The 25,693-nt window shown below is 72.6% G+C and carries 19 protein-coding genes and 1 riboswitch; of the genes, 8 read left to right on the top strand and 11 right to left on the bottom strand.

Annotated features, from left to right (window positions below; genetic code table 11):
* Positions 1-94: 94 nt before the first annotated feature.
* The 3 genes from B1H19_RS25140 to B1H19_RS25130 are packed head-to-tail and all read right to left on the bottom strand — an operon-like array spanning position 95 to position 4,904.
* Complete coding sequence (locus B1H19_RS25140; protein ID WP_107426129.1) at positions 95-1,357, bottom strand: VWA domain-containing protein; 1,263 nt, start codon at positions 1,355-1,357, stop codon at positions 95-97.
* The gene (locus B1H19_RS25135) at positions 1,354-3,750 is read right to left on the bottom strand and encodes a DUF5682 family protein (RefSeq protein WP_083107034.1); all 2,397 of its coding nucleotides are present in this window, start codon (positions 3,748-3,750) and stop codon (positions 1,354-1,356) included. The genes B1H19_RS25140 and B1H19_RS25135 overlap by 4 nt, the downstream gene beginning before the upstream one ends.
* Positions 3,747-4,904, bottom strand: a complete 1,158-nt coding sequence (locus B1H19_RS25130; RefSeq protein ID WP_083107033.1) for an ATP-binding protein — start codon at positions 4,902-4,904, stop codon at positions 3,747-3,749. The genes B1H19_RS25135 and B1H19_RS25130 overlap by 4 nt, the downstream gene beginning before the upstream one ends.
* 179 nt (positions 4,905-5,083) lie before the next feature.
* On the opposite strand from B1H19_RS25130, the gene B1H19_RS25125 reads away from it, so the two are divergent.
* On the top strand, positions 5,084-6,448 hold the full coding sequence (locus B1H19_RS25125; RefSeq protein ID WP_083107032.1) for an SWIM zinc finger family protein: 1,365 nt from the start codon (positions 5,084-5,086) through the stop codon (positions 6,446-6,448).
* A 64-nt stretch (positions 6,449-6,512) separates the two neighbouring features.
* Positions 6,513-8,195, top strand: coding sequence for a DUF5691 domain-containing protein (locus tag B1H19_RS25120; protein ID WP_237289504.1), 1,683 nt, complete (start codon positions 6,513-6,515; stop codon positions 8,193-8,195).
* Between the two features lie 8 nt (positions 8,196-8,203).
* Here B1H19_RS25120 and B1H19_RS25115 read toward each other — a convergent pair whose 3' ends face one another.
* Entirely contained in the window at positions 8,204-8,662 is a 459-nt protein-coding gene (locus B1H19_RS25115) for a cobalamin B12-binding domain-containing protein (RefSeq protein WP_083107031.1), read from the bottom strand.
* A gap of 303 nt (positions 8,663-8,965) precedes the next feature.
* Here B1H19_RS25115 and B1H19_RS25110 point away from each other — a divergent pair, with 303 nt between their 5' ends.
* Together B1H19_RS25110 and B1H19_RS25105 are read left to right on the top strand one after the other, a co-directional pair.
* A complete protein-coding gene (locus tag B1H19_RS25110) occupies positions 8,966-9,790 on the top strand; it encodes an esterase/lipase family protein (protein WP_107426128.1) in 825 nt (274 codons plus the stop codon).
* Between the two features lie 224 nt (positions 9,791-10,014).
* Entirely contained in the window at positions 10,015-11,685 is a 1,671-nt protein-coding gene (locus B1H19_RS25105) for a M23 family metallopeptidase (RefSeq protein ID WP_083107029.1), read from the top strand.
* Between the two features lie 48 nt (positions 11,686-11,733).
* Here B1H19_RS25105 and pcrA read toward each other — a convergent pair whose 3' ends face one another.
* Positions 11,734-14,217: a DNA helicase PcrA gene (pcrA, locus tag B1H19_RS25100; RefSeq protein ID WP_083107028.1), complete on the bottom strand. Its 2,484-nt coding sequence runs from the start codon at positions 14,215-14,217 to the stop codon at positions 11,734-11,736.
* A 396-nt stretch (positions 14,218-14,613) separates the two neighbouring features.
* Positions 14,614-14,783, top strand: a riboswitch (cyclic di-AMP (ydaO/yuaA leader).
* 8 nt (positions 14,784-14,791) lie between these two features.
* On the opposite strand from pcrA, the gene B1H19_RS25095 reads away from it, so the two are divergent.
* The gene (locus B1H19_RS25095) at positions 14,792-15,916 is read left to right on the top strand and encodes a C40 family peptidase (protein ID WP_083107027.1); all 1,125 of its coding nucleotides are present in this window, start codon (positions 14,792-14,794) and stop codon (positions 15,914-15,916) included.
* A gap of 126 nt (positions 15,917-16,042) precedes the next feature.
* Here the strand turns inward: B1H19_RS25095 and B1H19_RS25090 are convergent, their stop codons facing one another.
* Positions 16,043-16,396: a hypothetical protein gene (locus B1H19_RS25090; RefSeq protein WP_083107026.1), complete on the bottom strand. Its 354-nt coding sequence runs from the start codon at positions 16,394-16,396 to the stop codon at positions 16,043-16,045.
* A gap of 221 nt (positions 16,397-16,617) precedes the next feature.
* Here B1H19_RS25090 and B1H19_RS25085 point away from each other — a divergent pair, with 221 nt between their 5' ends.
* A complete protein-coding gene (locus B1H19_RS25085) occupies positions 16,618-17,670 on the top strand; it encodes a C40 family peptidase (RefSeq protein WP_083107025.1) in 1,053 nt (350 codons plus the stop codon).
* Between the two features lie 30 nt (positions 17,671-17,700).
* Here B1H19_RS25085 and B1H19_RS25080 read toward each other — a convergent pair whose 3' ends face one another.
* From B1H19_RS25080 to B1H19_RS25065, 4 genes are all read right to left on the bottom strand, one after another.
* Positions 17,701-18,825 (bottom strand): alpha/beta hydrolase, encoded by a 1,125-nt coding sequence (locus B1H19_RS25080; protein ID WP_083107024.1) that lies wholly within the window; start codon positions 18,823-18,825, stop codon positions 17,701-17,703.
* 272 nt (positions 18,826-19,097) lie between these two features.
* Positions 19,098-19,832 (bottom strand): LuxR C-terminal-related transcriptional regulator, encoded by a 735-nt coding sequence (locus B1H19_RS25075; protein ID WP_083107023.1) that lies wholly within the window; start codon positions 19,830-19,832, stop codon positions 19,098-19,100.
* A gap of 126 nt (positions 19,833-19,958) precedes the next feature.
* Positions 19,959-21,290, bottom strand: coding sequence for an ATP-binding protein (locus tag B1H19_RS25070; protein ID WP_083109858.1), 1,332 nt, complete (start codon positions 21,288-21,290; stop codon positions 19,959-19,961).
* Between the two features lie 126 nt (positions 21,291-21,416).
* Entirely contained in the window at positions 21,417-23,117 is a 1,701-nt protein-coding gene (locus tag B1H19_RS25065) for a serine/threonine-protein kinase (RefSeq protein ID WP_083107022.1), read from the bottom strand.
* Positions 23,118-23,439: 322 nt separating this feature from the next.
* Between B1H19_RS25065 and B1H19_RS25060 the strand changes: the two genes are divergently transcribed.
* Entirely contained in the window at positions 23,440-24,867 is a 1,428-nt protein-coding gene (locus B1H19_RS25060; RefSeq protein ID WP_083107021.1) for a PspC domain-containing protein, read from the top strand.
* Entirely contained in the window at positions 24,864-25,070 is a 207-nt protein-coding gene (locus B1H19_RS25055; RefSeq protein ID WP_083107020.1) for a hypothetical protein, read from the top strand. Before B1H19_RS25060 ends, B1H19_RS25055 begins: the two co-directional genes overlap by 4 nt.
* A gap of 80 nt (positions 25,071-25,150) precedes the next feature.
* Here B1H19_RS25055 and B1H19_RS25050 read toward each other — a convergent pair whose 3' ends face one another.
* On the bottom strand, positions 25,151-25,690 hold the full coding sequence (locus tag B1H19_RS25050; RefSeq protein WP_083107019.1) for a TQO small subunit DoxD: 540 nt from the start codon (positions 25,688-25,690) through the stop codon (positions 25,151-25,153).
* Between the last annotated feature and the right edge of the window lie 3 nt (positions 25,691-25,693).

Genomic DNA, 25,693 nt, shown 5'->3' with positions numbered 1-25,693 from the left:
CGTCATCGGTGTCACTCTCGTCGCGGGCGATCGAGCGATGAACTGATCCTTGCATGACCGGCTAGGTGCCTGGCAAGTCCCTTGGGTGCTCCTGTCACCGTTGCTCCGCCATGTCCGGTATGGGCAGCGGCCGTTTCTCGAGAGCGGCGGCCATCACGTCCGGAAAGAGATCCGGCGTACAGGCGAACGCCGGTGCGCCCAGGGCCGCGAGCGCCGCGGCGTGCTCCCGGTCGTAGGCCGGCGCGCCCTCGTCGGACAGCGCGAGCAGCGTGACGAACTGCACCCCGGCCGCCTTCATCGCGGCGACCCGTTTGAGCATCTCGTTGCGGATACCGCCCTCGTAGAGGTCGCTGATGAGGACGACGACGGTCTCGGCGGGGCGGGTGATCCGGGACTGGCAGTAGGCCAGGGCGCGGTTGATGTCCGTGCCGCCGCCGAGCTGGGTGCCGAAGAGGACGTCGACCGGATCGTCCATCTGGTCCGTCAGGTCGACCACGGAGGTGTCGAAGACGACCAGGCGGGTGTCGATGGCCCGCATCGAGGCCAGTACGGCGCCGAACACCGAGGCGTAGACGACGGAGGCGGCCATCGACCCGGACTGGTCGATGCAGAGCACCACTTCCTTCTTCACCGACCGGGCGGCTCGGCCGTAGCCGATGAGCCGCTCGGGGACAACCGTGCGGTATTCGGGCAGGTAGTTCTTGAGGTTGGCCCGGATCGTGCGGTCCCAGTCGATATCGCGGTGGCGGGGGCGGTGGATGCGGGCGGAGCGGTCCAGGGCGCCGGTGAGGGTGGCGCGGGTGCGGGTCGCCAGCCGCTTCTCCAGCTCCGCGACGACCTTGCGGACCACGGCCCGTGCGGTCTCCTTGGTGGTCTCGGGCATGACCTTGTTGAGCGAGAGCAGGGTGCCCACCAGATGGACGTCGGCCTCGACGGCCTCCAGCATCTCCGGCTCCAGCAGGAGGGAGTTCAGGCCGAGCCGGTCGATGGCGTCGCGCTGCATCACCTGCACCACGGAGGAGGGGAAGTACGTGCGGATGTCACCGAGCCAGCGGGCCACGGAGGGCGCCGAGGCGCCCAGCCCCGCCGAACGCCGCCCGCCCTCGGCCCCGTTGCTGCCGCTGTCCTTGCCGTAGAGCGCCTCCAGCGCCCCGTCCATCGCGGCATCGCGGCCCGTCAGCCCGCATCCGGTGCCGTCGGCCCCGCCGTCCCCGAGCACCAGCCGCCAGCGGCGGAGTCGTTCGGAGGGGGAGAGGGCGGGGGCGGTGGTGTCGGGGGGTGTGGTGGCGTCGTCGGTCGCTGCGGGATCGGTTGCTGTGGGGTCCGTTGTTGTGGGGTCCGTTGTTGTGGTGGTCATCTCCGTGCCCCTGTGAGGTCGGTTTCCGGTCGTGGGGTGGGGTGCGGGGGCGGATCGCCGTCCTGGTCGATCCCCAGCAGGAGGCGGAGGGTGGGCAGGACGGCCGCGGCGCGGTCGCGGTCCAGGCCGGGGCCGAAACCGGGGGCCGCGGCATCAACGGCACCGCCGGCCGGGTCGCGGCGAGGGGCCGCGGGCCCGCGGCGCACCAGCTCGCCCAGGGTGCGCCGCACCCCGGACTCGTAGGCAGCGAACGTACGGCGCAGCAGCGGCAGGACGTCCGTGAAGGCGTCGGCCGGTACGCCGGTCAGCCAGCCGTCGACCAGCGCGAGCAGCCGTTCGTCGTGGACCAGCAGCATGCCGCCGTCCCCGCCGCCGACGAAGCCCTCGATCCATCCGGCGGCGTCGGCGGGCGCCGCGCCCGGGGACAGTGCGAGGCCCATCAGGCGCTCGGCTTCTCCGTCGCCCAACTGCCCGTCGTCCAGCAGCAGCCGGGCGGCCCGGCCACGGAGCGGCCCCGGTACGACGTCCCGTGCGCTCAGCGTGCGCAGCACACCGGCCCAGCGGGTCCGCAGATCCGCCGCCCCGGTCCCGGCCGCGGAGCCGGTCGTGTCGTCCGGCAGCCGGTCCAGGAGGCCGACGGCCTGGTGGGTGGCGTCGAGCGGGCCGCGCATCTGGGCGGCGCCGTCGTCGTCCAGACCGGCGCAGGCGGGCGGCAGCCCGACGAAGACCCGCTCGGCCAGGCCCAGCGCCACCTCGCGCAGCGCCGCACCGTCCGTACCGCGGACATCGCCGTAGCGCACGGACCGGACGAGGGCGGGCAGCGCCCGGGCCAGCTGGCCCACATCGGCGTCCAGCGCCGCGCGGTCCGACAGGGCGCGCATCACCACCGGCAGCGCATCGGGGAGTTCGGCCAGCAGACAGCGCTCGGCGAGCGCCGTCACCTCGGCGAGCGTGGCGGCGTCCACCGCCTGCGAGGCCGCCTTGGCGGTGGCCGCCGACAGCACGGTGGTGCCCCAGATGCCCGCCTCGGCGACCCGTACGGACAGCTCGGGCTCCCAGCGCAGCTGCCAGGTCTCCCGGAAGGTGCCGGTGCTGCCCCGGGAGCGGGCGGGCTCGCCCCAGGGGATGCCGAGGAGCGCCAGCCGGTGCAGCAGGCGGCTGCGCGCGGCGTCGGTCTCCTTGCGCAGGTCCAGCTCCAGCTCCCGCTCCCGGGCCTCCGGTTTGAGCCGCAGCGCCCGTTGGCTGCGGGCGAGGTCGCGTTGCAGGGGGACGGCGGGGGCGTCCTCGGGGACCTCGCCCAGCACATCGCCGACCACGAGGCGGTCGTGGATCAGGGCGGACGGGGCGTCGGAGCCGTCGCCCATGACGGCGCGGATCGCGTCCTCGGCCTCCGTGAGCCCCGCCAGCGGGCGGCCGCGCACCGTGGCCAGGCCCTCGGCGAGCCGCACTGCCTCGATGACATGCGCCGACGAGGTGGCGTAGTCCTCGTCCCGCAGCAGCCCGGCGACCTTGGTCATCCAGCGTTCGAGGGGGCGGTCGGGCGAGGCGAAGAGATGGCCGTACCAGCCGGGCGAGGCGATTCCCGCGCCGTAGCCGCTGCGCCGGGAGAGCCGGCGGTGGGTCCAGGGCACCCAGGTCAGCGCGGCCTTCGCCTTGGGCAGTCCGGTGAGCAGCCGGCGGTCGGCGGTCACGGTGCTGCGGCGGGCCAGCGCCGGGACGTGCCAGGCGCCGCACACCACGGCGACGTCGTCGCCGAACTCCCGCCGCGCCTCGCGCAGTCGAAGCCGCATATGGGCCTCGCGCACCAGGTCTCGGCCGTGGTCGCCGTCGCCGTACGCCTCGCGCAGCGCCCCCATCGCCTCGGCCAGCGCCGCGAACGGCGCCAGCGCGTCCCCGCCCGCCGCCCCCGACGCCGCCCCCCGGTGCTCGACGACGTCCTCCCACCAGCGCTCGGGGTCGTCGTAACCGGCGGTCTCGGCGAGCACGCCGATGGGGTCGATCCGGACGTCGGGGGCGTCCGGGGTGCCGTCTCGCTCCCCGTCGGCCTCCTCCGCCGCCATGGCCAGGGAATGCGCCGCGGGCAGATCGATGAAACGGACCGGGATCCCGCGCTCCAGGGCCCAGCGCAGCGCCACCCACTCCGGGGAGAACTCCGCCAGCGGCCAGAACGCCGCGCGGCCCGGGTCGTCCACGATGTGGGCGAGCAGCGCCACCGGTGGCCGCATGTCCGTATGCAGGGCCAGCGGCAGCAGGGCATCCGCCTCGGGCGGGCCCTCGATCAGCACCGCGGCCGGCGCGGTCGCCTCCAGCGCGGCCCGCACCGCCCGCGCCGACCCGGGGCCGTGGTGCCGCACCCCGAGCAGCACCGGCTCCGCCGTCTTCCCGGTGGTCATGCGCTCACCTCGCGGCAGGCGCGGTAGAAGTCCTTCCAGCCGTCGCGCTCGCGGACCACGGCCTCCAGGTACTCCTGCCAGACGACGCGGTCGGCGGCCGGGTCGCGGACGACCGCGCCCAGGATGCCGGCGGCCACATCGCCGGGGCGCAGGACGCCGTCCCCGAAGTGGGCGGCCAGCGCCAGGCCGTTGGTGACCACGGAGATGGCCTCGGCCGTGGACAGCGTGCCCGACGGCGACTTGACCTTGGTGCGGCCGTCGGTGGTCAGGCCGTCGCGCAGCTCGCGGAAGACCGTGACGACACGACGGATCTCGTCCAGGCCCTCCGGGGCGTCCGGCAGGTCCAGCGAACGCCCTATCTGTTCGACCCGCCGCGAGACGATGTCCACCTCTTCCTCCGGTGTCGCGGGCAGCGGCAGCACCACGGTGTTGAAGCGGCGGCGCAGGGCGCTGGAGAGGTCGTTGACCCCGCGGTCGCGGTCGTTGGCGGTGGCGATCAGGTTGAAGCCGCGGACCGCCTGCACCTCCTGCCCCAACTCCGGGACGGGCAGGGTCTTTTCCGACAGGACCGTGATGAGGGTGTCCTGGACGTCGGCCGGGATGCGGGTGAGCTCCTCCACCCGGGCGGTCATGCCCTGGGACATGGCCCGCATCACGGGGCTGGGCACCAGCGCCTCGCGGCTGGGCCCGTTGGCGAGCAGCTGGGCGTAGTTCCAGCCGTAGCGGATGGCCTCTTCCGGGGTGCCGGCGGTGCCCTGCACCAGCAGGGTGGAGTCGCCGCTGACCGCCGCGGCCAGATGCTCCGACACCCAGGTCTTGGCGGTGCCGGGCACGCCGAGCAGCAGCAGCGCGCGGTCCGTGGCGAGGGTGGTCACCGCGACCTCGACGATCCGCCGCGGGCCGACGTATTTGGGGGTGATGACCGTGCCGTCGGCGAGGGTGCCGCCGAGGAGATAGGTGGCGACCGCCCACGGCGAGAGCCGCCAGCGCTCGGGCCGCGGCCGGTCGTCGGCCGCGGCCAGGGCCTTGAGCTCGTGCGCGAAGGAGTCCTCCGCATGGGGCCGCAGCGCCTGCTCGTGCGGTGCGTCGACGCTGTTCTCGGACGTGGTCTCCGACCGGGACTCGGACGTGATCTCTGACTTGGTCTCGGGCATGGCTCCCCCTTGTCGCAGAAATGCCGTGACAACGCCTGCGACCCGCCGCGCAATGCGTCGGCCGCGAGCTGGAATCCAGCCTGCACCACACCACTGACAACGCCCCGAATACCGTTTCTGACCTGCTGTTTCATTCCGCGCGAGGGCGATTGTCAGTGGCGGGTCGTAGCGTCGAAGACATGAATCCGCAGGGGGAACGCTGGACGACGGATCAGGTGCTGGCGCTGGCGCCTGACGATGCCTCACGCAAGGCGGGCGGCAAGCTCGCCGCGGCCGGTCCGTGGTCGGAGACCGGCGCGGACGGCGGCGCGGTGTGGGGGCTGTGCAAGGGCAGCGGAAAGAATCCGTATCAGACCGTCATCGATGTCACCGGGCCCGCTTTCACGTGCAGTTGCCCGAGCCGCAAATTCCCGTGCAAGCATGCGCTGGGTCTGCTGCTGCTCTGGGCGGGCGAGGGGGAAGCGGTGCCGGCCGGGGCGGCGCCGGAGTGGGCGGGCCCGTGGCTGGCGGGCCGCCGGGAGAAGGCCGAGCGGGCCGCGGCCACGGCCGCCGGGGGCGGCGGCACGGCGCGTACACCGTCCGATCCGGAGGCGGCCAGGAGGCGGGCGGAGCGCCGGCTGGAGCGGATCGCCTCCGGGGCAACGGAGTTGGAGCAGCGCCTGGAGGACCTGCTGCGTGCGGGCCTGACGGCGGCCGAGGGCGGCGGTTACCGCCAGTGGGACGAGACGGCCGCGCGGATGGTCGACGCCCAGGCACCGGGACTGGCCGCCCGGGTAAGGGAGTTGGGCTCGGTGGCGACCTCCGGGGCAGCGGACTGGCCGGCCCGGATGCTGGCGGAGTGCGCCCTGCTCCACCTCCTCGACCAGGGGTTCCTGGGACGGGAGCGGCTGCCGGCCCCGCTCGCCGCGACCGTGCGCGCCCGCGTCGGGCTGACCACGGATACGGCGGAGCTGCTCACCGGCCCCGAGGCGGCCACGGTCCGCGACCGCTGGCTGGTGCTCGCCCAACAGGACAGCGATGACAGCCGGTTGACCACCCGCCGCATCTTCCTGCGCGGCGAGCGGACGGGCCGGATGGCGCTGCATCTGTCCTTCGGGGGTGGGGGCCGGCCCCTGGACGTGGCCCTGCCGCCCGGTCTCGTCCTCGACGCGGATCTGGCCTACTACCCGGGCGCCCGCCCGCTGCGCGCCGCCCTGGGCGAGCGGCATGCCCCGGCGGCCCCCGGCCCGGTGCCGCCCGGCTGCGGCATCGACGCCGCCCTGGCCGCGTACGGCGATGCGCTGCGCGACGACCCCTGGCTGGAGTCCTGGCCGGTGGTGCTCGCCGACGTCACCCCGGTCCCGGCCGACGACGGATCGGGCTGGCAACTGGCCGATGCGGACGGGGAGTCGGCGCTCCCGCTGGATCCGCGCTTCCTGGGGCGTGCGGGCCTGTGGCAGCTGGCCGCCATATCCGGCGGCGCGCCGGTCACGGTGTTCGGCGAATGCGGCCACCGCGGCTTCATGCCGCTGACCGCCTGGGACCCGACCCCGGTGTCCCTGTGACCCGCCGCCCCGGCCCGGCCGCGCCCCCGCCCCCACCCCGCCGCCCGACCTTGGGAGAGACTCGATGACCACCACACCGACGAACGCACCGACGACCGCGCGCACCACCCCTCCGGCCGCGCCCGCCGCCACTGCGCCCAAGGCACCGGCCGCGCCCGCCTGGGAGGAGCTGGTCACCGCCGCCCTGCTCGGAACGGACCGGCGCACGCCGCCGGTGCCGTTGCGCGCCGGACAGAGCCCGGCGGCGGCGCTGCTGGACGCGGCCGCCGTGAGCACGGTCCGCCGCCGCGCCGCCCTGCGCCCGGCCCCGGCCGGTGAGCGGCCCGCCCCGGCGCCCGCCGATCCGCGGCCCCCGCTGCCGCCCGCCGCGCGGCGCCGGCTGTCCCTGCTGCTCGCCGACCGCGGCGGGGGCGGCGGCAGCCGACGCGGCACCGCCCCCGACCTCACCGAGCTGCTGCCCCAGTGGCTCGCCGCCGCCCAGGAATACGGCTATCGCGCTCCCGAGGCGCTGCTGCCCGCGCTGTTGGACGCCGCCCGCGCCCGTACGGATCTGCGGCCCGCCGCGCTCGCCCTGGCGGGCCCGCGCGCGATATGGCTGGCCCGGCTGAACGACGACTGGAAGTTCGCACTGCGCGGCTTCGGCGGCACGGCCGCGGTGCCCGGTCCCGAAGACCCCGAGGGTGTACGGCGCCTGTGGGAGGAGGGCCTGTTCGCCGAGCGGGTCACCCTGCTGACGGCGCTGCGCCGCCGCGACGCGGCCGCCGGTCTCGACCTGCTCGCCACCACCTGGGCCGCCGAGCGCGCCGAGGACCGTCTGATGTTCCTCGATGCGCTGCGCGAATGCCTCGCGCCGGCCGACGAGCCCTTCCTGGAACAGGCGCTGTCCGACCGCAGCCGTACCGTCCGCGCCACCGCCGCCGAGCTGCTCTCGGCGCTGCCCGGCTCCGCGCTCGCCGCCCGGATGGCACGTCGCGCCGTCGCCTGCCTCGGCCTGGGGCACGACCCGGGCCCGGTGATCACCGTCGAGCCGCCCCGGGTGTGCGATGCGGAAATGGAGCGGGACGGCGTGGCGCCCAAACCGCCCTCCGGGCGGGGCCGGGGCGCCTGGTGGCTGGGCCAGCTGCTGGAGGCGGCGCCCCTGGACGGCTGGCGCGAGGTGTTCGGGGGCCGCGGCCCGGCGGAGGTCCTCGCCCTGCCGGTGGCCGACGACTGGCGGACGGAGCTGCACGACGCCTGGTGCCGCGCCGCCGTACGCCAGCGCGACGCCACCTGGGCGCGGGCCCTGCTGGGCACGCCCGCCGCCCCCGCGCAGGCCACGGAGGCGGCGCCGGCCGGATCGTCCCGCGATGTGGCCAAACTGCTGACCGTCCTGCCCGAGGACGAACGGGCCGCGTGGGTGGCGCAGTTCATCGCCGCCCACGGCCTGTCGGACGCCTTCCGGATGCTGGGCGTGTGCGGCGTCCCCTGGGCCGAGCCGCTGGGCCGGTCGGTGGTCGACGCCTTGGACATCGCCCGGGACGCGGGCAGCTACCCCTGGAGCTTCAGCGGGGTGATGGGCCTGGCCGAGCGCTGTCTCGATCCGGCCGCCGCCGACCGCCTCGACATGCTCACGGCCGTCACCGAAGAGCCGGAAGGCGCCTCCCCCGGCTCCGGCGGCTACTGGTCCGAGGCGTTCCTGCGCCTGGTCGGCACGCTGCGGCTGCGCGCCACCATGCACGCCGAGCTCTCCGGCGGGGCCGTGTCATGACCGCCCGGTCAGACCGCCAGCGGCCGCACGTTGGCGTTGACCCACTCCACGATGGAGGCGGTCGTCGCACCGGGCGTGAAGATCTCCGCAACGCCCTGCTCCTTGAGCGGAGCGATGTCCGCCTCCGGGATGATGCCGCCGCCGAAGACCTTGATGTCCGCCGCGTCCCGCTCCCGCAGCAGCTCGATCACCTTCGCGAACAGCGTGTTGTGCGCGCCGGAGAGGATCGACAGCCCGATCGCGTCGGCGTCCTCCTGGATGGCGGTGTCGACGATCTGCTCGGGGGTCTGGTGCAGCCCGGTGTAGATGACCTCCATACCGGCGTCGCGCAGCGCCCGCGCGATCACCTTGGCGCCCCGGTCGTGGCCGTCGAGCCCCGGCTTGGCCACCACGACGCGGATCGGCCCCGGCCTGCCCGCCGCGCCCTGGCTCTGCGCTTGTGCTCCGTCGTGCCGAGCCACACTCATCACTGCCTCCAAGCCAAGTACGGCACCCGACGTGCGGTGCCGCCGAGCCGACAATCGATCGCGCGGCCACGATCGGCGGCCACGAGCGTGAACGAACGTTATCCCCAGCATCCCGCACCCTGCCGTTTCGTGACATGCCCCGAGGGGGAAATCACACGAGGGACACATCCGCCAGGCGCCACGTCCCGCGTGTTGCACCGCCACGGGACGGCATCGTGCGCACGGGGGCGGACGCACGGGAAGCCGCAGCCGCGCCATCGCGCCCTTGAGCGCGCCTCCCGCATGCCCTCCGGGAGGTCGACCATGCAGGCCCTGCTGCCCACCCGCCTTGCCTCCCTACCGGTTCTCGTGCGCAGCACCGCCGTGGACCTGCTGGTCCTCCTCGGCCATCTGTTCCTCTACCCCACCGGCATCTCCCAGGAGCAGCCCATTCCGCTCCCCGCACCCGCCACCGGCGCCGACGCGCTCTGCGTCCTGCCGACGGAAGGCCGCGCCCACCCGCCCGTCCTGCTGCTCCACGGCTTCATCGACAACCGCTCGGTCTTCGTCCTGCTCCGCCGCTCGCTGGGCCGGCACGGCTGGCGCCATCTCGAGGCGCTCAACTACTCCCCGCTGACCTGCGATCTGCGCAGGGCGGCCGAGTTGCTGGCGCGCCATGTGGAGGGGGTGTGCGCCCGCACCGGCCACCAGCGGGTGGACCTCGTGGGCCACAGCCTCGGCGGACTGATCGCCCGCTATTACGTCCAGCGCCTCGGCGGCGACGCCCGCGTCCGCACCGTGATCACCCTCGGCACCCCGCACGCCGGCACCCGTATCGCGCCCCTGATGTCGGCCCATCCGTTGGTGCGCCAGATGCGGCCGGATTCCCCGGTGATAGCGGAGTTGTCGCTGCCCGCGCCGAATTGCCGGACGCGGTTCGTCGCTTTCTGGAGCGAGGCGGACCAGGTGATGGTGCCGGCCGGCGCCGCCCGAATCGATCACCCGGATTTGCTCGCGGACAACGTCCATGTCCCCGGCGTCGGACACCTCTCGCTGCCGGTCAACGGCACCGTGGCGGCCGGAATACGCCGGGCCCTGACCTCGGCGCACGGCCTGGAGGGAAGGGAAAACGCCATTTCGGTGGCCTGAATGCATCGCACACAACGCCGCGGGCGGCCGCGTTTCCCGACCCGATCTTGATATTTCCTCGAACATGCGTCGAACGACGCGCCAAGAACGCGCATGCGGGCTCCCGAAAGGCGGCCAAATGCCCGTTCTCGTCGACTCGGAAACCTGGAGAAGATTGTCGCCGTCGCGTACCGCCGGGTACAGTCGCCGCTAATTCTCCTGCTGCCGAGGCGAAAGAGAAGTTGGTGAACGACCGTCACCCATCGGGCTACCCGGCCTACGACTCCTACGGGCAGCAGCACTCCGCGTCCGCCTACCCCGAGTACGGCGACGGGGACCCCCTCTTCGGCTCGCTTCCGGATGCATACGAAACCGGACAGCACGCGACCGGCGCATATGGCACGGCCCCGTACGACACGGGCGGCCACGCCTACGGCACCGGCGCGTATGCCACCGGCGGCTACGAGACGGGTGCGTACGCCACCGGCCCCTACGACGACGGCGGCATCCACGGCACCGCCTACGACACGGGCGGCTACCCCACCACGACGGCCTACGACACCGCCACGGCCGCGTATGACGGATACGACCCTTACGCCCACACCGCCTACGAAAGCGCCGGAGCCGAGCAGTACCCGCCCTACGGGCAGCACGGGCAGCAAGCGGCCTACGGACACCACGAACAGCCGGCGCACCACGAGCAGCACGCGCACGACGCCGCCGCCTACGGCACCGGCCGTTACGACTCGGGCAGTTACGACTCCGGCAGTTACGACACCGCCCCGTACGCCACCGGCGCCTATGTCGCCGCCGACCACGACGCCACCGCGATCTGGTCCACCGCGGACCAGGCCCTGATCGCCGACATCCCGTCGCAGCCCGGCCCGTCCCCGTACGAGAACGCCGCCTACGAGACCGCCGCCTACGACACGGCCGGCCTTGAGACCGCCACGTTCGAGACCGCCATGTTCGAGACCGCCGCCTTCGGCACCGTCGCGTACGAGAACGCCGAGCGCGAGGCCGGCTCCCCCGCCGACCCGCCCGGCGAACCGGCACCCGCGCCGGATGCCGCCTCGGTGGCCGAGGCGATGACCCAGGCCATGCCGGTCGCCGCCCCCGTGCCCGCCGCGCGGCGGGTCGTCGGTCCGGAGCCCGGAAAGGCCGTACGGGGCCGGGGGCGGCGCCGTACCGCCAAGCGTTCGGCGCTGCTGACCGTCGCGGTGCCGTCCGTCGCCGCCATGGGGGTGTGCGCGGCCGCGGCCGCCACCGTCACCGGCTTCGTCGGGAACGACGGCAAGGACGACAAGACCACCCAGGCCGCGGACGACACCGGATCGGTCACGGTCAAGGCGGCCGCCGCCAACAAGAAGCTCGACTCCCAGCTCGCCGGACTCAGCGCGGACGCCCGGGACTTCGGCGACCGCGCGAACCGCACCCAGGAGCGGCTCGACCTCAAGCAGCGCCAGGCCCTGGAACGCAAGCGGGCGGCGGCGGAGGCGGCCCGCAAGGAGGCGCTGCGGCCCAAGTTCGTACTGCCCGTCACCGAGCACGGCCTGAGCGCGCTCTTCGGCCAGGCCGGCGTGAACTGGATGTCCGTCCACACCGGCATCGACTTCCCGGTCAGCTACGGCACCCCGGTCATGTCGGTCACCGACGGCACCGTCCGCACCCAGTGGAACTCCGCCTACGGCAACATGGCGATCGTGACCGCGCCCGACGGCACGGAGACGTGGTACTGCCATCTGAGCAGCACCAAGATCCGTTCCGGATCGGTCAAGGCGGGCGAGACCATCGCCTATTCCGGCAACTCCGGCAATACCACCGGCCCGCATCTGCACTTCGAGGTGCGGCCCGACGGGGACGCGGCCATAGACCCGCTCCCGTGGCTGCGCAGCCACGGCCTCAACCCGAACTGACCGGCGGGCACACGGAGTTGACCGGCGCCCGCCCCGGCGGGCACGCCGTTACAGCTTCTCCACCGGCGCATACCGCAGCAGCAGCCGCTTGGGCTTCTCGCCGCCGAAGTCGATGGTCGCCTCGGCGTTGTCGCCGCTGCCCTTGACGCCGACGACCGTACCCAGGCCGAAGCTGTCGTGGGTGACGCGGTCGCCCACGGCCAGCGAGACCACCTGACGGTCCGCGGCGCGGCGGGTGGCGAAGCCGCTCGGCCCCTTGGCGCGCGACGAGGACAGCGAGGACCCGATGCCCCCGCCGAAGCCGCCACCGGTGCCACCGCCGCGCGACGACAGCCCGCCCATCGAGGCGGACGGCGTCGCGGGCCCCGTACGCTTCCACTCCACGAAGTCGTCCGGGATCTCCTCCAGGAACCGCGAGGGCGGGTTGTACGAGGGCTGGCCCCAGGCGCTGCGCATCGTGGAGCGGGTGAGGTAGAGCCGCTCGCGGGCGCGGGTGATGCCCACATAGGCAAGCCGGCGCTCCTCCTCCAGCTCCTTGGTCTGGCCCAGTGCGCGCATATGCGGGAAGACGCCGTCCTCCATGCCGGTCAGGAAGACGACCGGGAATTCCAGGCCCTTGGCGGTGTGGAGGGTCATGAGCGTGATGACGCCGGTGCCCTCTTCGTCCTCGTCGGGGATCTGGTCGGAGTCGGCGACCAGCGCGACCTGCTCCAGGAAGTCGGAGAGCGTGCCGGGATTTTCCTCTCCCCGCTCCTGCTCGAACTCCAGGGCCACCGAGGCGAGTTCCTGGAGGTTCTCGATGCGGGTCTCGTCCTGCGGGTCGGTGGAGGACTGGAGCTCGGCGAGATAGCCCGTGCGCTCCAGGACGGCTTCCAGGATGGTGGCGGGCCCTGCGCCGGACTCGACGATCGTCCGCAGCTCTTCCATCAGGACGTTGAAGCGCTTGACGGCGTTGGCGGAGCGGGCGGCCATGCCGTAGGCCTCGTCCACGCGGCGCAGCGCCTGCGGGAAGGTGATCTTCTCGCGGGAGGAGAGGGCGTCGATCATGGCCTCGGCGCGCTCGCCGATGCCGCGCTTGGGGACGTTGAGGATCCGGCGCAGCGGGACGCTGTCCTCGGGGTTGGCGAGCACCCGCAGATACGCGAGGACGTCGCGGACCTCCTTGCGCTCGTAGAAGCGCACACCGCCGACGACCTTGTAGGGCAGCCCGACCCGGATGAAGATCTCTTCGAAGACACGGGACTGGGCGTTGGTGCGGTAGAAGACGGCGACGTCGCCGGCCTTGGCGCTGCTCGCGTCCGCCAGCCGGTCGATCTCGTCGGCGACGAACTGCGCCTCGTCGTGCTCGGTGTCCGCGACATAGCCGGTGATCTTGGGTCCGGCGCCGGCGTCCGTCCAGAGGTTCTTGGGGCGGCGGTTCTCGTTGCGCTCGATGACGGCGTTGGCGGCCGACAGGATCGTCTGGCTGGAGCGGTAGTTCTGCTCCAGGAGGATCGTGGTCGCGTCCGGGTAGTCCTCCTCGAACTGGAGGATGTTGCGGATGGTGGCGCCGCGGAAGGCGTAGATCGACTGGTCGGCGTCGCCCACCACGCACAGCTCGGCGGCGGGCACCTCGGCCGTGCCCGGGCCGACCAGTTCGCGGACGAGGGTGTACTGGGCGTGGTTGGTGTCCTGGTACTCGTCCACCAGGACGTGGCGGAAGCGGCGGCGGTAGTGCTCGGCGACATCCGGGAAGGCCTGGAGCAGGTTGACCGTCGTCATGATGATGTCGTCGAAGTCCAGGGCGTTGGCCTCGCGCAGCCGCGCCTGGTACATCGCATACGCCTCGGCCAGGGTCTTCTCGAAACCGTCGGCCGCGGTCCCGGCGAAGGTCTCCTCGTCGATGAGCTCGTTCTTGAGGTTGGAGATCTTGGCGCTGAAGGACTTGGGCGGGAAGCGCTTGGGGTCCAGATCGAGGTCGCGGCAGACCAGGGCCATCAGGCGCTTGGAGTCGGCCGCGTCGTAGATCGAGAAGGACGACGTGAAGCCCAGCTTCTTGGACTCGCGGCGCAGGATGCGGACGCAGGCGCTGTGGAAGGTGGAGACCCACATGGCGTGGGCGCGCGGGCCGACCAGGTCCTCCACGCGCTCCTTCATCTCGCCCGCGGCCTTGTTGGTGAAGGTGATCGCGAGGATCTGGCCGGGGTGGACGTGGCGCTCGGCGAGCAGATGGGCGATGCGGTGGGTGAGCACCCGGGTCTTGCCGGACCCGGCGCCGGCGACGATCAGCAGCGGGCTGCCGTGATGCACCACGGCAGCCTTCTGCTCGTCGTTGAGCCCGTCGAGCAGCGCGGCCGGGTCGACGGCGGGGCGGGCGGCGCCGTCGCGGTAGTACGCCTCATGGGGCACCGGCGCGTCGTATCGGCCGCCGAAGAGGTCGGCGGGGATCTCCTCCGGGGCCGGGCCGTGCTCGTCCTCGGGAGGCGGAGGGTGCTCGTCCTCGCCCTTGGGGCCGAGATCCGCCAGGAAGCTGTCGTCAAAGAGGCTGCTCATCGCCCACCGAGTCTAGGCCGCCGCACTGACAGCGCGCCGCCGCGTCCGGGGATCCGGGGGCGAGGACGGGATCGGGGCGCGGATTCCGGCCCCGTGCCCCGGCCGGAATTCCCCGCCGCATTCTCTGCCGCATTCCCGCCGGATTCCCTGCCGGAGGGAGCGTCATCGCCGTTCCGGGACAGCGGTCTCCGCTCGGGTCTCCGCTCGCGCGGAACGACGGCACCCGTTCGTAGGAAACGGCCTCCCGTGCACAGGTCACGAAAAGGTTTCGGGCATATCGAACATCAGCCTTCACAGGAGCCACACGAGTTGGCTACGGTGCTCGCTCGGGCGGCTCGTACGCCGTCGGTGAAAGCACCGGCACGGGCCGCCTCCGCCGAGTCCAGACGCGCCGGACGATCCACACCCCTGGGTCCCTGGCCGGAGCCGGGGACCCACACGTTCCACCGGGGTGAATCGGTCGGTGCGGCCGCCAGTGGCGGACGCAGCGACCGTAGGGCAAGCCTTCCGTCAGCGACACCGCCCGAACCCGACAGCTAACCCGGTAGGCGGTCCACGGAAGGAGTCGCCGGCCTTGGCGTCGCACCGCAAGCCGCGCACCCGCGTTCTCACCACATCCCAAAGCCGTACGGCGGCCGGGCTCACCACCGCCGCGCTCGCGTCGGTCACCCTGCTCTCGCAGTCCGCCCAGGCCGCCCCCAGCGCGCCGCGGCCCAGCATCGAAAAGGTCAAGCAGCAGGTCGACGACCTCTACCGGCAGGCCGAGGTGGCCACCCAGAAGTACAACGCCGCCAAGGAGCGCGTCGACCAGCAGCGCACCACCGTCAACCATCTCCTCGACGCCGCGGCCAAGCGCGCGGAGCAGATGAACCAGTCCCGGCGCGAGCTGGGCACCTTCGCCTCGGCGCAGTACCGCACCGGCGGGATGGACCCCACGGCACAGCTGATGCTCGCCAAGGACCCGCAGGAGTTCTTCGACCGCACGCATCTGATGGAGCGGCTGACGGGGCGGCAGCAGGCGGCGGTCACCGACTACGAGCACCAGGCCGCGTCCGCCGCCCGGCAGCGGGCCGAGGCGAGCCGGAGCCTGGAGCAGTTGCAGACGACGCAGACGTCGCTCCAGGCGTCCAAGCGCTCCGTCCAGACCAAACTGGCCGAAACCCAACGGCTGCTGTCCCGGCTGACCGCGCAGGAGAAGGCGCGACTGGCGGAACTGGAGCGCCAGAAGGAGGCGGCCGCCAAGCGCAAGGCCGAGGAGGCCGCGCGGCAGCAGCAGGAGCGCGAGCGTCAGCAGCAGCAGAACGGCGGCGGCACCAGCACCGGGGGCCAGACCGGCGGGAGCACGGAGTCCTCCAAGGCCGCCAAGGCCCTCGCCTTCGCCCGCGCCCAGATAGGCAAGCCGTACGTCTGGGGCGCGACGGGCCCCTCGTCGTACGACTGCTCCGGCCTGACCCAGGCGGCGTACAAGGCGGCCGGGGTCGATCTGCCCCGGACGACCTGGGATCAGGTCAAGGTCGGCCAGCGGGTGGCCACCAGCGACCTCCAGCCCGGCGACCTGGTGTTCTTCTTCAACGACATCAGCCACGTCGGGATGTACATCGGCAACGGGATGATGGTCCACGCGCCGCACCCGGGCGCGAGCGTCCGCATCGAGTCGATCTATGTGAACCCGATCTACGGCAGCGTGCGGCCGTCCTGACCGGGGCAGGTGCCCCCGCCACACACACCACCGCGCGGTCGTCCTGTCGGCGACGTCCGCGCGGTGAGCCGTTCACACGGCCGTATTACGGGGGCGGGTGCGGGGCACCCGGGCATGGCCCGAGGCTCAGGTCCAGAGCACCGCGATGAAGATGTTCGCCATCGTGAGCCCGCCGACCGCGCCGAAGAGCGGCTTGGCGATCTGCTCGTCGTCCCGCTTGACGTAGACCAGCGCGAGGATCACCACCAGGACGGCCATCTTGATGCCGATCTTGATGTTGTTGAGGGGGTGGTCCTGGGCCTGGTTCAGCCCGACCAGGACGATGCCGGTGACCAGCATCGTCAGCGCACCGTGCAGCATGGCCGGCACGAAGCGGGCCGTCCCCGCGCTCATCGCCTTCATCTGGGTCAGGAAGCCGCCCAGGAGGGAGGCGATACCGATGATGTGCAGGCCGACGAAGAAATTGGTTACTACGTCCATAGTGCGGGATCGTATCCGCCGCATATCACGCACCTTCCGGCAGGGCGCCCGTAATCACCGCATCGGTCAGGCCGGGCCGGTCCGGGACCTGTCGATGGCGGATATGCGGTCATCGAGCCGTCACCCCCGATCGAAATCAACCACTTCCTGCCAACTGGGCGCACCCCCGTGACGTGCAGGTTTAGCGTCCTGGCGTCGACACCCGGTTGGTACGGAAGGAAGTGACGGCCACAGTGGCGTCGCACCGCAAGACCAGACAGCACCGCGGGGCCCGCCGGGCCGCCGCGCTGGCCCTGGCCGGCGTCGCCGGGGTCGGCGTCCTCAACGGCACCGGCCAGGCCGCTGCCCGCCCCACTCCCGCCCAGGTCAAGGGCCGGATCGACGCGCTGTACCAGGAGGCAGAGGTGGCCACGCAGCACTACAACGGCGCCAAGGAAGAGGCCGACACCGCCCGCGCGGAACTGTCCCGGCTCCAGGACGAGGCCGCCCGCCGGACCCGGAAACTCAACGCCGCCAAGGCCGAGCTGGGCACCATGGCCGCGAACCAGTACCGCTCCGGCGGCGTGGACCCGACCGTACGGCTGATGCTGTCCGCCGACCCGCAGCGCTATCTGGACGGCGCCACGGTCCTGGAGCGCGCCGGCAGCCACCAGGCGAACGCGGTGGCCGGATTCGCACGCCGGCTCGGCAGCATCCGCCAGGTCCGCGACCGCGCCCATGTCACCGCCGAGCGGCTGGAACGCACCGAGGGCGCGCTGCGGCGGGAGCGGATCACCATCGTGCGGAAGCTGGACGCCGCCGAGGCGCTGCTCGACCGGCTGACGGAGGAACAGCGGCGGCAGATGTCGCCCACGGGCCCGTCACGGGACGACGTGCCGGCCCCGTTGGTGGGCGACGGCGCCTCGGCGGGCCCCAAGGCCGCCGGATCCCGCGCCGCCCGCGCCGTCTCCTTCGCCTACGCCGCGCTGGGCAAACCGTACGTGTGGGGCGCGACCGGCCCCGCCGCGTTCGACTGCTCGGGCCTGACCCAGGCCGCCTGGAAGTCCGGCGGCGTCGCGCTGCCCCGGACGACCTACACCCAGATCGGCTCCGGCCGACGCGTCGACCGCTCCGAACTCGCCCCCGGTGACCTGGTGTTCTTCTACTCCGGCATCAGCCATGTGGGCCTCTATGTCGGCGACGGCAAGATGATCCACGCACCGCACCCGGGCGCGCCGGTGCGTATCGCCCCCATCGACGAGATGCCGTTCGCGGCGGCCACCCGCCCCGCGTGACCGGGGCCGCGCCCCGGCCGCGGTGCGTGCCTACGCCCTGACCTCCTTCCCCAACCACCGGAAGATCTCCGGCACTTGGGTTCGCCACACGGCCGTGGTGTGGCCGCCCGCGTTCATGGGGATCAGCTGCACCGTCACGGTCGTCGGACGCTTCGCCAGCTGCTTGAGCCCGATGCCGGCCTGGTAGCCATCGCCCGCCGCGCCCGAGACGAACAGCGCGGTCCGGGGCGGGTGCCCGGCGGCGTTGGCGGCCTTGAGGATGTTCAGCGGGTTGTTCGCGGCGCGCAGCTTCGGGTCCTTGCCGGCGAGCGAATCGGGCTCCAGCTTCGGGTCGTTGTAGCCGGACATGGCGACGGCGGCGCGATAGCGGTCCGGGTGGGCGAGGGCCAGTTTGGCGGCGCAGTGCGCGCCCGCCGAATAGCCCGCCAGCGACCAGGAGTGCGCCTTGTCGCCGGCGCGGAAGTTGTCGATGACCATCTGGCGTACGTCGACGCTCAGCCAGCTGTCGGCGTTGACCTTGCCGGGGATGTTGGCGCATCCGGTGTCGGCGCCGGTCAGGATCGTCGTCCGCGGGGCCACCAGGATGAACGGCTTGATCTCGCCGCGCTGCATCAGGGGGCGCAGTTGCTCGCCGACGTGCAGCGCGCCGAACCACGCCTTCGCCGAGCCGGGGTAGCCGGGCAGCACCTCGACCACCGGGAACTTCTTGTGCTGGTAGGCGGGGTCGTCGTACTGCGGCGGCAGCCAGACGTAGACCTCGCCGCTGACGCCGGATATCCGGCCGGTCAGATCGGTCATCTTCACGCCGGGGCCCACCCGCGGGTCGTCCGCCGGGCGGAACTGCTGGATCTGCTTGGGCTCGTTCTTGAGCTTCTGGCCGCCCATGCCGTCCGGGCCGAGGTCCTTCGCCGCCTGGACGTGATTGTCGGTGCCGAGCAGATCGCCCCAGTTGTCGTAGAGGTTGTTGGCGTTGTTGACCAGGACGAAGACCACGGTGATGGCGGTGGCCTGGGCAAACAGCAGCATCAGCAGGCGGGCCAGGACGCGGACCGCCGGCGGCCCGGATATCCGTCCCCATACGCCGAGCGGCAGGACGACGGCGACTATCAGAAGCAGGAGGGCAGTGAGAAAGAAGGGCGTGCCCGTCAGGCTCATCAAGAACTCGCTTCCAGGACAGTGACACGAAGGACTGGGGGTGGGGTGCCTGTGGTGGCCCCGTGGTTCTGGCCCCGCCTCCGGCAGTGAGCCTCTCCGCGCCCTTAGATGGCGATCTACGCGGTCCTGGTTGCCCGTCTTTGGTCCTTCTTTACGACACCTCTTTTTGCGACACCTCGTTGCGCCTCATGTCGATATCTCGGCACGGCGACTCGGTGCGGCGCCTGGTACGCCCCGCACGTCATCCCGGCACGCCCCTCGTGCGTCGGCTCTCAGACCAGCCGGCGGGCCGCCGCCCAGCGCGTCAGCTCGCTCCGGTTGGACAGCTGGAGCTTGCGCAGCACCGCCGACACATGCGATTCCACCGTCTTCACGGAGATGAACAGCTGCTTGCCGACCTCCTTGTACGCATAGCCCCGCGCGATCAGCCGCAGCACCTCGCGTTCACGCTGGGTGAGGCAGTCCAGGGCCTCGTCGACCGGCGGGGCGTCCGTCGAGGCGAAGGCGTCCAGGACGAATCCGGCCAGCCGCGGGGAGAAGACCGCATCGCCGTCGGCGACCCGGAAAATGGCGTTGACCAGGTCCGTACCGGTGATCGTCTTGGTCACATAGCCACGGGCACCGCCCCGGATGACACCGATCACGTCCTCGGCCGCGTCGGAGACGGACAGGGCGAGAAAGCGCACCGGGCGCTCGGGGTCGGCCATCATCGTGGCGCTGCGGCGCAGCACCTCGACGCCGCCGCCGCCCGGGAGGTGGACGTCCAGCAGGACGACCTCGGGGCGGGTGGCGGTGATGACGGTGACGGCCTGGTCGACGTCGGCGGCCTCCCCGACCACCTCGACGCGGGTGCGCTCGGTCACGCCGATCTCGGCCTGGACGCCCGTACGGAACATCCGGTGGTCATCGACCAGCACGACCCGTACGGTCCGCTCCTCGCCCGCCGCACCGGCCTGATCCGCGCCGCTCTGCGGTGCCTGCCCCTGCTGGGCGTCGTCGCTGCTCATATGGTGTCCGTCCGTCCCTCGGTGTCTGCTCGGTCCCGCATCGTCATGATCTCGCGCCCGGAGTGCCCGGCGGCCACCGCAGGGCCCACGGGCGCCGCCCCGTCGCTCCCGGCCTCTCCTGGCCCCTCACCCGCCCCCGCCCTCGTTGCGCTCCCCGCTTTCCTTGCCGTCCTTGCTCTCCCTGCGCTCCATCTCCAGCTCGACGACCGTGCCGCCCTCGGGCGCCGAGCGCAGCCGGGCGGTCCCGCCGTTGCGCTCCATCCGGCCGATGATGGATTCCCGTACGCCCATCCGGTCGGAGGGGACCGCGTCGAGGTCGAATCCGGGGCCGCGGTCGCGCACCGAGACGAAGACCGTACGGCCCTCCACCTCGGCAAACACCTGCACCGCGCCGCCCTCGCCACCGTACTTGGCGGCATTGACCATCGCCTCGCGTGCGGCTTGCATCTGGGCGGCCAGCCCTTCGTCGAGCGGGCAGTCGCCGACGACCACCACCTCTATCGGGACGCCGTGGTGGTCCTCCACCTCGGCGGCGGCCTTGCGCACCGCCTCCGCCACGGTCTGCGGTTCCTCGTCCTCCTCCTTGCCGCGGCCCTCGGGCTTGTAGAGCCAGGCACGCAGCTCGCGCTCCTGGGCGCGAGCGAGGCGGGCCACCTCGCGGGGGTCGTCGGCGCTGCGCTGGATCAGCGTGAGGGTGTGCAGCACGGAGTCGTGGACGTGGGCGGCGACCTCGGCGCGCTCCTGGGCGCGGATGCGCATCAGCCGTTCCTCGGAGAGGTCCTGCATGATCCGTACGAGATACGGGCCGGCCAGCAGCGCTATGCCGACGACGACGGCGAGCGCGGCCTGGAGCACCGAACCGAGATGCCGCACCGAGCCCTGGAGCACGACGATGCCCGTCACGCCCAGGCCGACCAGCGCCACTCCGGCCGCGCCGCGCAGCACCGGCAGCACGCCCTTGCGGCGGCCGATCTCCAGCCACTGGGCGCGGCGGGCGTTGTCCGCCTGGCGCCACACCAGGGCGACGCCTGCGCCGATGAGCAGCACCGGCCAGAGGTAGCCGTTGGCCTGGCCCAGCTGGAATCGGGAGGCCACGATCGAGGCGCCGGCCAGCAGCGCGATCAGCGCGAAGACCTGGCCCTTGTCGGGCCGGCGGACCGCCCTCCGGCGTCTGCCCTCGCCCGCCGCGGGCCGCCGCGCCTCCACTCCCCCGACGCCCAGCGGCACGAAGAACCAGAACGCGGCATAGAGCACGGCGCCCAGGCCGTCGGCCATGAAGAGCGCCACGAACACGATCCGCACCCAGGAGACCGGCAGTCCCAGATGCCCGGCGAGGCCGCGCGCCACGCCACCGAGCAGCCGCCCGTCGGCGCTGCGGTAGAGCTTGCGCACGGGCGGTTCTTCGGGGTCCGGCGCCGGGGCGTAGTGCGTCCCGGCGCGGGGCGGTGCGGTGGTCATGCCTTTGATGTTCACACGCCGCGCGGGCCTACGACATCAGGGTCGACCCTGATCAGACCCGGAAATCGTGTCGGGGTTCCTCAGGGTCGGCGGGCCCGCGTCGGGGTGCCGGGGCCCGCACGGGGGCTACTTGTAGCTGAAGCCGTCGCGCACGGCGGTGAAGACGGGCTGGTACTGCGCCCATTTGGCGTCCGGCGCGGACACATAGATGGCGTACTCGTTACTGCCCTCGCGCCCGAACCCGAGGTCCGCGGCACGGAATTCGCGCACCGAGCCCTGGAACCGCAGTTCCCAGATGGCTGCCGGTTCACCGCGGAAGGTGGTCTCCTGGAGCCGCATCCGCTCGTAGCTGTGGCCGTCCTTGGCCTGGTTCGCCTGAAACTGCTGCTCGACCTGCTCGAAGTGCTGGACCTGGTCCGGGCTCGCGAAGTCCAGCACGCTGATCTTCAGGTTCACCAGCCCGGTGGGGTCGATGTAGTCGACCTCGTTGGGCGGCTTGGAGAGCCGCCGCCAGCCGTCGGGCACGGGGAAGGAGACACCGAGCGCCTTTTCCGTGACGCGGTGGTACCCGGCCGGGGTGGGCGGCAGTTTGGCCGGGGTGGGGCGCGGCTTCGGCTTCGGCTTTGCGGAGGCCCCCTGGTGCGCGGGCGGATTGTCCGAAGCCTGGTCCTTCGACGAGTCCAGCTGCCCCGTCACGTAGAGCACGCCGCCCGCAAGGGCCATGACGGCGAGGGCGCTCACCACGCCCCAGACGACGGCGCGACGGCGTCCCGTCGGGGGCCGGACCACGGCACCCGTAGGGGCGTCCGGTACGGCCGTTGACCCGGTGGGCGAGGCGTCCTCGGGGGACCACGACGCCTGACGGGTGGACAGCCGCGTCCTGTCGGCCGCCGTCGTCGCACCGTGTCCGGATCCGCCGACGGCCCGGTCAGCGGTCGCATCACCGGGGTAGAGCGCCCCGCGTCCCAGCAGCGCCGTCTCCACTTCCGACTCCGCCGCCCGCAGCGCCTGCTCGACGACCTCGGCCGACGGCCGGTCCTCCGGCTCCTTGGCCAGCAGCGCCTCGATCAGCGACGTCAGCGCCCCCGCGTTGCGCGGCGGCTCCAGCGGGTCCATCGCGATGGAATACGCCGTCTCCACCGCGGTGGTCTTGCGGAAAGGGGGCCGTCCCTCGACGGCCTGATAGAGCGTCGCCCCCAGCGCCCACAGGTCCGACGCGGGCCCCGGGGTGCCGCCCTTGACCCGCTCGGGCGCCAAGTAGTCGATGGAGCCCACCAGCTCGCCGGTCTTGGTGAGCGTGGACGTCCCGGAGGCGACGGCGATCCCGAAGTCGGTGAGCACGACCCGGCCGTCCTCGCCGAGCAGCACATTGCCCGGTTTGACGTCGCGGTGCAGCACCCCGGCCGAGTGGGCGGCACGCAACGCCGCGATCATGCCGCGCCCGATGCGCGCGGCCTCCCTGGGGGACAGCGAACGGCTCGCCTGCGCCTCCTCCTTGATGGCGTCGCCGAGCGTCGAGGAGGGGACGTACTCCATGACGATGCACGGCAGTCCGGCGTCGTCGACGACGTCGTGCACGCCCACCACGTTCGGATGGTTGATACGGGCCGCGGCCTGCGCCTCGCGGGTGGTGCGCTCGTACCGGGTGGCGAGTTCGTCCTGGTCCAGCTGGGGCGAGACATGCAGACGCTTGACCGCGACCTGGCGCCCGAGGAGTTCGTCCCTGGCTCGCCAGACGGTGCCCATCCCGCCTCTGCCTATCCGTTCGACCAGTCGATATCTCCCGGCGACCAGTCGCCCCTCGTCCACCGACGCCGCCTCCGTCACCGCACGCCCCTTCGGAAACCCGTACCCATCCCGGGCGCAACGATAGTCTCCGGCGGCAGCGAATCGGCCCCCGCCTGCCGCCCGTCGGCGGCTCAATTTCCGCTCCACGGGGGGTCTCGGGGGATTTACTAGTATTGGGACGGCACGAACGGCCCGGAAAAACCGACCCGCGGGCCGGTGTGGTGGGGCGCGGGCCGACCTCACTTGTGGGGCGCGGGCCGACCTCAGGGCCGGTCTCAGGGCAGACCTCAGGGTCGATCTCAGGGATCAGCCAGGGTTTCCACGGATGCCGGGACTCCCCTGCCCTTGTCACCATGTGTCCATGAACGAAGCAGCCCCCGCCGAGGAGCCGACGGCCTCCGCGCCCTCCGACCCCGCCGGCCCCACCCCGCCTCCGCCGCTGCGCCGCAGCCGGCGGCACAAGGTGGTCGCCGGGGTGTGCGGCGGGCTGGGCCGCCAGTGGGATCTCGACCCGGTGATCTTCCGTATCGTGCTGGCCGTCCTCACGGTCGCCAGCGGCATCGGCCTGATCGCGTACGGCTTCGCCTGGCTGCTCATCCCCCTCGACGGCGAGGACGAGAACGAAGGCCGCCGGCTGCTCTCCGGCCGGGTCGAGGGCAGCGCCCTGACGGCGCTGCTGTTCGCACTGGTCGGCTGCGGCCTGTTCCTGACGACCGTCGGCAAGGGCAGCGTGCTGTCCTTCGTCATCATGCTGACGCTGGCGGTGGCCGGTTCGGCCTACTGGTCGCGCCAGCGGCACCGGGTGGAGACCGAGGGCCCGGGGTCGATGGGCGCCGCGACCGCCCAGGCCGTCGCCGACGCCCCGCCCGAGACCCAGGCGCCGCCCGCGCCGAACAGCCCGTCCTGGTGGCGCGACCCGCGCTCCCTAGAGACCTCGCGGCCGCCCTATCTCTGGGGCCCCGAGACCCTCCCGCTCGACCTCACCTACGACTTCGAGCACGGCCGGACCGTAAAACCCGGGCCGCACGACGCATGGTCTGCCGGGGCCCGCCCGCCCGCGGCCGCCCCCGACCGCCCCCCGCGCCGCGCCGTGCGCAAGGGACCGTCGATAGGCGGCTGGACGTTCCTGCTGGCGATGGTCGCGGGCGCGGCCGCCTACACCGCCGCCGTCCGGCACGAAACCTTCACCAACTCCCTCCAAGCCGGGCTGAGCTGCGCGCTGGTCGTCTTCGGCCTCGGCCTGGTGCTCAGCGCCTGGTTCGGGCGGACGGGCGGCGGCACGGTCTTCATGGTCGTCGTCACGACCCTGATGCTCGCGGCCGCGACCGTCCTGCCCGACACCCTCACCGCCGAGTGGCAGCGGAGCACCTGGGCTCCCACCAGCGCCGCCGCCGTCCAGCCGAATTACCACGTCGGCTCCGGCGACGCGCGGCTGGACCTCAGCGGCCTGTCGCTCAAGGGCGGGCGCACCGTCTACGCGAGCGCGGACGTCGGCGCCGGCCGGCTCCAGGTGACGCTGCCGCCGGGCGTCACCACGACCGCCCATGTGTCGATGGGCCTGGGCAATCTCCGTCTGCCCGGCGACGCCCCGCACCAGGCGCATATCTCCCTCGGCGGTCGGCAGCGCACGATCATCCTGCCCGCCACCGGCCTCAAAAAGGGCGAGAAGCCGCACGGAAAGCTGGACCTGGAGCTCTCCATGGGCGCCGGTCAGGTCGAGCTGCGCAACGCCACCCCCACCGCCGTGCCGTCGACGGTGCCGACCGCCCCCCGGGGAGCCGCCTCATGAAGCACCACCCCTTCGAACCGGCCCGGCTGATCTCGGGCGTCGCCGCCCTCTCCGTAGGCGTGGGGTACGGCCTCGACGCCCTCGGCATCTGGCACGCCCCGGGCCCCGGGCTCCTCCTCGCCGTCCCCGCGGGCCTGTTCCTCTCCGGCATCACCGCCGCCGTACGGGCCGCCGCCCGCTACCGCAGGCCGGAGGACACCTGATGGCCAACGCGCCCACCGCACCCACCGCGCGGCCTCCCCCACGGGCCGGACGGCTCACCCGGACGACCGACCGGGACAACTCACCCGAACAACTGGGCCCCGTGGCGCTGACGCCGGCTCCGCAGCGCCGCATCCAGCGAGTACCTCGGCGTGCCCGCCAGCACCAGCGGGATCCAGGCCATGAGGTAGGCGAGGTCATTGCCGTAGTAGTACGGCACGGTCGACCAGCTGACCGTCAGCCACAGCGTCAGCGAGATCAGCGCGCCGCCGCAGGCCGCCAGCCGGCCCAGCAGCCCGACGAGCGTCCCGACGCCCACCGCCAACTCCCCGATGGCGATGGCATAGCCGAAACCGACTGGGCTCTTCTGGGCCAGATCCACCAGCAGCGGCAGCGCCGCCGTGTCGTGCACCTGGGTCAGCAGCGCCCCGAGCGAGCCCGATCCGCGGGCCGCCAGAAAGCCGGAGTCCGTCAGCTTGTCCAGTCCCGCATAGACGAAGGTGACGCCCAGGAAGAGCCGCAACGGAAGCAGCGCATGGCGCGCGAGCATCCCCCGCGCCCCGGTACCGGAGCCGCCGACACCGCCCAGATCGGCACCGACCGTACGATTCGCGTGCACCATGAC

This window comes from Streptomyces gilvosporeus (assembly GCF_002082195.1).
In the GTDB taxonomy this organism is placed as follows: domain Bacteria; phylum Actinomycetota; class Actinomycetes; order Streptomycetales; family Streptomycetaceae; genus Streptomyces; species Streptomyces gilvosporeus.
The sequence above is the reverse complement of the archived record's forward strand: the minus strand, read 5'-3'. Positions and strand labels throughout refer to the sequence as shown.

What these genes read in the sequence shown, in the direction of transcription:
- B1H19_RS25140 (WP_107426129.1), bottom strand. Translation starts at nt 1,357, where the DNA reads ATGACCACCACAACAACGGACCCCACAACAACGGACCCCACAGCAACC.
- B1H19_RS25135 (WP_083107034.1), bottom strand. Translation starts at nt 3,750, where the DNA reads ATGACCACCGGGAAGACGGCGGAGCCGGTGCTGCTCGGGGTGCGGCAC.
- B1H19_RS25130 (WP_083107033.1), bottom strand. Translation starts at nt 4,904, where the DNA reads ATGCCCGAGACCAAGTCAGAGATCACGTCCGAGTCCCGGTCGGAGACC.
- B1H19_RS25125 (WP_083107032.1), top strand. Translation starts at nt 5,084, where the DNA reads ATGAATCCGCAGGGGGAACGCTGGACGACGGATCAGGTGCTGGCGCTG.
- B1H19_RS25120 (WP_237289504.1), top strand. Translation starts at nt 6,513, where the DNA reads ATGACCACCACACCGACGAACGCACCGACGACCGCGCGCACCACCCCT.
- B1H19_RS25115 (WP_083107031.1), bottom strand. Translation starts at nt 8,662, where the DNA reads ATGAGTGTGGCTCGGCACGACGGAGCACAAGCGCAGAGCCAGGGCGCG.
- B1H19_RS25110 (WP_107426128.1), top strand. Translation starts at nt 8,966, where the DNA reads ATGCAGGCCCTGCTGCCCACCCGCCTTGCCTCCCTACCGGTTCTCGTG.
- pcrA (WP_083107028.1), bottom strand. Translation starts at nt 14,217, where the DNA reads ATGAGCAGCCTCTTTGACGACAGCTTCCTGGCGGATCTCGGCCCCAAG.
- B1H19_RS25090 (WP_083107026.1), bottom strand. Translation starts at nt 16,396, where the DNA reads ATGGACGTAGTAACCAATTTCTTCGTCGGCCTGCACATCATCGGTATC.
- B1H19_RS25080 (WP_083107024.1), bottom strand. Translation starts at nt 18,825, where the DNA reads ATGAGCCTGACGGGCACGCCCTTCTTTCTCACTGCCCTCCTGCTTCTG.
- B1H19_RS25075 (WP_083107023.1), bottom strand. Translation starts at nt 19,832, where the DNA reads ATGAGCAGCGACGACGCCCAGCAGGGGCAGGCACCGCAGAGCGGCGCG.
- B1H19_RS25070 (WP_083109858.1), bottom strand. Translation starts at nt 21,290, where the DNA reads ATGACCACCGCACCGCCCCGCGCCGGGACGCACTACGCCCCGGCGCCG.
- B1H19_RS25060 (WP_083107021.1), top strand. Translation starts at nt 23,440, where the DNA reads ATGAACGAAGCAGCCCCCGCCGAGGAGCCGACGGCCTCCGCGCCCTCC.
- B1H19_RS25055 (WP_083107020.1), top strand. Translation starts at nt 24,864, where the DNA reads ATGAAGCACCACCCCTTCGAACCGGCCCGGCTGATCTCGGGCGTCGCC.
- B1H19_RS25050 (WP_083107019.1), bottom strand. Translation starts at nt 25,690, where the DNA reads ATGGTGCACGCGAATCGTACGGTCGGTGCCGATCTGGGCGGTGTCGGC.